At 63.4% G+C, this 5,726-nt stretch carries 7 protein-coding genes; 1 reads left to right on the top strand and 6 read right to left on the bottom strand.

Annotated features, from left to right (window positions below):
- Nucleotides 1-161: 161 nt before the first annotated feature.
- Complete coding sequence (locus EN742_RS21645) at nt 162-629, bottom strand: Lrp/AsnC family transcriptional regulator (protein ID WP_126055043.1); 468 nt, start codon at nt 627-629, stop codon at nt 162-164.
- Between the two features lie 137 nt (nt 630-766).
- Between EN742_RS21645 and hppD the strand changes: the two genes are divergently transcribed.
- The gene (gene hppD / locus EN742_RS21650; RefSeq protein ID WP_126055044.1) at nt 767-1,882 is read left to right on the top strand and encodes a 4-hydroxyphenylpyruvate dioxygenase; all 1,116 of its coding nucleotides are present in this window, start codon (nt 767-769) and stop codon (nt 1,880-1,882) included.
- A gap of 20 nt (nt 1,883-1,902) precedes the next feature.
- On the opposite strand, the gene EN742_RS21655 is transcribed toward hppD, so the two are convergent.
- From EN742_RS21655 to hmgA, 5 genes are all read right to left on the bottom strand, one after another.
- Entirely contained in the window at nt 1,903-2,439 is a 537-nt protein-coding gene (locus tag EN742_RS21655; protein WP_127422600.1) for a DinB family protein, read from the bottom strand.
- On the bottom strand, nt 2,436-2,729 hold the full coding sequence (locus EN742_RS21660) for a hypothetical protein (RefSeq protein WP_127407563.1): 294 nt from the start codon (nt 2,727-2,729) through the stop codon (nt 2,436-2,438). Before EN742_RS21660 ends, EN742_RS21655 begins: the two co-directional genes overlap by 4 nt.
- Nucleotides 2,730-2,733: 4 nt before the next feature.
- Complete coding sequence (locus EN742_RS21665; RefSeq protein WP_127407564.1) at nt 2,734-3,747, bottom strand: fumarylacetoacetate hydrolase family protein; 1,014 nt, start codon at nt 3,745-3,747, stop codon at nt 2,734-2,736.
- On the bottom strand, nt 3,744-4,703 hold the full coding sequence (locus EN742_RS21670) for an MBL fold metallo-hydrolase (RefSeq protein WP_128333257.1): 960 nt from the start codon (nt 4,701-4,703) through the stop codon (nt 3,744-3,746). Before EN742_RS21670 ends, EN742_RS21665 begins: the two co-directional genes overlap by 4 nt.
- On the bottom strand, nt 4,694-5,726 hold a 1,033-nt coding region (hmgA, locus tag EN742_RS21675; RefSeq protein WP_127407760.1), incomplete at its 5' end, for a homogentisate 1,2-dioxygenase. The genes hmgA and EN742_RS21670, both read right to left, overlap by 10 nt.

Genomic DNA, 5,726 nt, shown 5'->3' on the forward strand with positions numbered 1-5,726 from the left:
AGGAGTCGAGGGGCTGAATTGTGTCAAGGTGTGCTGAGATTCAGGTCAGGCCGAGCCGAGAACGGTGGCTTCCCAGAACCGGAGCGGAGCGTACTTAAAGTACGTGAGCACCGGAAGCAGGAAGCCGTTTGGCGGCCGGCCTCCCCTGAACATCAGCGCACCTAGATCGGCAGCGCGCCGGTCTCCTTCAGCGTCTCCAGCACGATTGCCGTCTTCACATGCTGGACGGATTCGTGCGGCAGGAGCACGCCGTTGACGAACTCCGACAGTGATTTGAGATCGGGCGTCACCACTTTCAGAATGTAGTCCATCTCGCCGGTCAGTGCGTGCGCCTCCTGCACTTCGGGCAGCCGCGCCACCAACTCGCCGAAGCGGCGGGCATTGTCGCGATTGTGGGTGGCCAAGGTCACCGAGATGACGTTGACCAGCGAGAAGCCCAGCCGATCCCGGTCGAGCACCGCGCGGTACCCCTTGATATAGCCGTCCTCCTCCAGCCGCTGGCGGCGACGTGAGCATTGCGAGGCCGACAGGTTCACCCGCTCCGACAAATCGTTGTTGGTGAGCCGCGCGTCGCCCTGCAGCAGAGCCAGTATCTTGCGATCGAATTGATCAAGGCGCGCATTATCCACGGATTTTCCTCCAACCATGCACGTTCTACGCATGACATGAGCATTTCAGGCGTTCGAATGCAAGCACCGTGCGGCCCTCCGGCGTTATCATGAGCGAAGATGGCCAAGACCGGCCGCAACAGCTTCGGAGAACCGCCATGGGCCCCTTCCCGCACGACGCCCCGCCCGCCAGGATCAGCAAGGCGAACCCCGCCGGCACCGACGGTTTCGAATTCGTCGAGTTCGCGCATCCCGAGCCTGCCAAGCTCGCCGAGCTCTTCGCCCGCATGGGCTATGTCGCGGTGGCGAAGCACCGCACCAAGGCGATCACCGTCTGGCGGCAGGGCGACATAAACTACATCGTCAATGCCGAGCCCGGCTCGCATGCGATGAAATTCGTCGACAAACACGGCCCCTGCGCCGCCTCGATGGCGTGGCGCGTTGTCGACGCCAAGCACGCCTTCGACCATGCCGTGTCGAAGGGTGCCACGCCTTATGAAGGCACCGACAAAGCGCTCGACGTGCCGGCCATCGTCGGCATAGGGGGCTCGCTGCTTTATTTCATCGAGACCTATGGGGAGAAAGGCTCGGCCTATGACGCCGAGTTCGAGTGGCTGGGCGAGCGCGACCCGAAGCCGGAGGGCGTCGGCTTCTACTACCTCGATCACCTCACCCACAATGTCTATCGCGGCAACATGGACAAGTGGTGGGACTTTTACCGCGACCTGTTCGGCTTCAAGCAGATCCACTTCTTCGACATTGACGGCAAGATCACCGGGCTGGTCAGCCGCGCCATCACCTCGCCCTGCGGCAAGATCCGCATTCCGCTGAACGAGTCCAAGGACGAGACCAGCCAGATCGCCGAATATCTGAAGAAGTACAATGGCGAAGGCATCCAGCACATCGCTGTCGGCACGGACGCGATCTACGAGGCCACCGACCTGCTTGCCGCCAACGGGCTGAAGTTCATGCCTGGCCCGCCCGACACCTATTACGAGATGTCGCAGGACCGTGTGCATGATCACGACGAGCCGATCGGGCGGATGAAGAAGCACGGCATCCTGATCGACGGCGAAGGCGTCGTCGACGGCGGCATGACCAAGATCCTGCTGCAGATCTTCTCGAAAACCGTGATCGGCCCGATCTTTTTCGAGTTCATCCAGAGGAAGGGCGACGAGGGCTTTGGCGAGGGCAATTTCCGCGCCCTGTTCGAATCGATCGAGCAGGACCAGATCAAGCGCGGCGTGATCAAGCTGGACGGCAAGGCGGCGTAAGGCCGAGGAGGGCGAGCGGTTCAAAGACCGAGCCGCTCGACCTCGTCCTTCCGCAGCTTGATGTCGTAGTCGAGCAAAAACTCATCCAGTTGCGGCGGCGGAACGGAAGTGCCGGAGAGCATCGCGTGCACCTGCCCGCGGTGGTGGATGTCGTGCAGGAAGACATGGGCGAGGATGTCGCCGATGCGCTCGGGGATCATACCGTCTTCGCGTCTATCGGTGATGACACGACGGTCTAGATCGGCCTCCGACAAAGCATCGCAGAAGGCGATCAGTTTGCGGTCGAAGGTGATCTGCGCCACTACCAAATCGGCGACATTGTCGAACGGCACGAAATCATCATAGGCGGCAGCGCCGACACCACCCTCCGTGAGAAAATCGAGATAGAGATGGTCGACAGCGAGGATGTGGTTCAGCGTCTCCTTGATCGACGGAAAGAAGCTAGTGCGCGCGGCCTCAAATTCTCCAGGCTCGAGGAACAGCACGGCGCGGTACAGGCGGTCGTTCGACCAGCGATTGTTGCGCGCCATGCGGCGCAGGTGATCAAGCAGCGTCATGGCGTCCTGTCGACAAGGCCGATGCCGACCGCCAGAACCAGGAAGCCGCCGACAACGATCAGCAGCAGCCGGATCATTTTTCGCCGCAGGCCTTGTGTTTCCTCGTCCCGCGCGACGCTGAGATTGGTGATGGTGTGGAACATCATCGCGTTGCGCGGCAAGCCGCTGCGGTTGGTGAGATCAGGCGAGCGCGCCTCGATGCGGTAGCTCAGGCGGATCGCCTGGATGAAGACCACCAGAATGGCCAGCGCCCACACGCCAAACAGCAAATAGACGGCTTCGCCTGGCATCCCCTCACCCCGCGTATTTCTCGACCTTCTGCTCGATGGCGCCGAAGATCGAATGGCCGGCCTTGTCCTTCATCTCGATGCGCACCGTGTCGCCGAAATGCAGGAATGGCGTCTTGGGCTCGCCCCTCTCGATGGTTTCGATCATGCGCAGTTCGGCGATGCAGGAATAGCCGGCGCCGCCGGCCGAGACAGGCTTGCCCGGCCCGCCGTCCAGCTTGTTGGAGACGGTGCCCGAACCGATGATGGCGCCGGCGGCGAGCGGCCGCGTCCTCGCGGCATGCGCGATCAGCGCCGGGAAATCGAAGATCATGTCGACCCCTGCGTCCGCACGGCCGAACGGCTTGCCGTTGAGATCGGCCAGCAGCGGCAGGCTGACCTTGCCGCCGTCCCAGGCGTCGCCCAACTCATCCGGCGTCACCGCGACGGGCGAGAAGGCAGAGGACGGTTTCGACTGGAAGAAGCCAAAACCCTTGGCAAGCTCGGGGCCGGTGATGGCGCGCAGTGTCACGTCGTTGACCAGCATGACCAGCCGGATCGCGTCCCGCGCCTGGTCGGGGCCGGCGCCCATCGGCACGTCGTCGACGATGACGGCGACTTCCGCCTCCATGTCGATGCCGAAGGCCTCGTCGGCCATGCGGATCGGATCGCGCGGCGGAATGAAGCTGTCCGAGCCGCCCTGGTAGATCAGCGGATCGGTCCAAAAACTTGCCGGCATTTCGGCGCCGCGCGCTTTGCGCACCAGTTCGACATGGTTCACATAGGCCGAGCCGTCGGCCCACTGATAGGCGCGCGGCAGCGGCGAATGCGCGTCATGCTCGTGGAAGCGCGCCGAAGGCACCGCATTGTTCTCCAGCGATTCCGCCATTGCCGCGAGGTGCGGCGAAATCCGCCGCCAGTCGTCGAGCGCGGCTTGCAGCGTCGGCACCAGGAAGGAGGCGTCGGTGAACCGCGTCAAATCGCGCGAGACGACGACCAGCTTTCCGTCGCGGGTCCCGTTCTTCAATGTGGCAAGCTTCATGCGGTTTCCTCTCCTTGCGCGGCTTGTTCGCCGCTTTGGTCTTTGTCTGTCGCATGATCTTTTCCGAAAACCGGGTCCCACTTTTCGGGATCATGCTCTAACCCCACAACAAGGCCGTCGCGGGCGATCGTCAAGTCGCCGGCCCAAGTTTTCCTGACGGCGGCGATCCAGTCGGCCTCGCCGATCGCGGCATGGTCGGCCGGAATGAGGTGGTTCAACACCAATCTGTTGACACCGGCATCGCTGGCGATGCGGCCGGCCTCCTCGGCGAAACTATGGCTGGCGAGCAGATGTTCGCGCAGCCGCGCGCCGTTGCCGGTCTTCGCCACCAGCCGCTCGATCCCTTCCTCCAGCATGGCTTCATGGACGAGGATATCGGCGCCTTTGGCGAAGTCGGCCAGCGGCGGGAAGAAGGCCGTGTCGGCGGAGAACACGATGCTCCTGCCGCCATGCTCGATACGCAGCGCAAAGCAGTCGGTCACCGGCGGATGGTCGACGCGCAGCGCCGTCACCTTCAGCCCACCCTCCTCCACAACCAGTCCCTCGCCGAACTCCTCGACCGAGACCAGATCCCTGATATCCGGCCGGCCTTCGTCGACGATGCGGATTTCGATGTCGAAATCCATCGCCTGGCAGAAGCGCTGCCAGTAGTGGCCGGTGCCAGGCGGACCGAAGATGGTCACTGGCGTGGCGAGGCCCGCCGTCCAGGCGGTGTGGATCAGCGGTCCGAGTTCCAACACATGGTCCGAATGCAGATGCGTGATGAAGACTAGGTCGAGCGTCTTCAGGCTGAGCCCGGCATCGGTCAGCGCGCGGGTGACGCCCAGCCCGCAATCGACGACGATTGCGCGGCCGCCGATCTCGAGCAGCGAGGAACTTGGCCACGGCCCACCCGGCCGGATCGCCGGCCCCCCCTTGGCGCCGAGAAGAACGAGGCGGTCCAAATTCAAGACCAGTCGCCCTCGGGCGTGCCGTTGAATCGTTTTTTCAGCCCGGCCCAGCAGTCGATGTAATTGTCCTGCCTGGTTTCGACCTCGGCGGCGTAGCGGGTCAGCATCTGCGGGAATCGGGTCTCGAACATGAAGGCCATGGTGTTGTCGAGCTTGACCGGTTTCAGTTCCGTGCGCGAGGCCTTTTCGAAGCCAGTCGCGTCAGGCCCGTGGGCCAGCATCAAATTGTGCAGGCTGATGCCGCCGGGGACGAAGCCCTCCTCCTTGGCGTCGTACTGGCCGTGGATCAGGCCCATGAACTCGCTCATGATGTTGCGATGGTACCAGGGCGGGCGGAACGTATCCTCGGCCACCAGCCAGCGCGGCGGGAAGATGACGAAGTCGATGTTGGCGGTGCCTTCCTCGCCGCTCGGCGCCGTCAGCACGGTGAAGATCGACGGATCCGGGTGGTCGAACAGGATGGCGCCGACCGGCGAAAACGTCGCCAGATCATATTTGTAGGGTGCGTAGTTGCCGTGCCATGCGACGACGTCGAGCGGCGAATGGCCGATCTCTGTGACATGGAAGGAGCCGCACCATTTGACGATCAGCCGGCACTGCGTCTCCTTCTCCTCGAACCAGGCGCAGGGCGTCTTGAAGTCGCGCGGATTGGCGAGGCAATTGGCGCCGATCGGCCCGCGGTCGGGCATGGTCAGCTTGGCGCCGTAGTTCTCGCAGACATAGCCGCGCACCTCGGCATCGGCGAGCTCGACCTTGAAGACGAGGCCGCGCGGCAGCACGGCGATCTCGCCGGGCCTGAGCTCGATGACGCCCATCTCGGTGACGAAGCGCAAGGCGCCGACCTGCGGCACGACAAGCATCTCGGCGTCGGCGTTGAAGAAATGATCGTCGGTCATCGAGCGGTTGGCGACATAGACATGCGCCGCCATGCCCGACTGCCCCAGCACGTCGCCGGCCGTGGTGACGGTGCGCATGCCCTCAAGGAAATCGGTCGGCTCGCTCGGCATCGGCAACGGGTTCCAGCGATAC

The sequence above is a fragment of the Mesorhizobium sp. M4A.F.Ca.ET.020.02.1.1 genome, assembly GCF_004022645.1.
Taxonomy (GTDB): Bacteria; Pseudomonadota; Alphaproteobacteria; order Rhizobiales; family Rhizobiaceae; genus Mesorhizobium.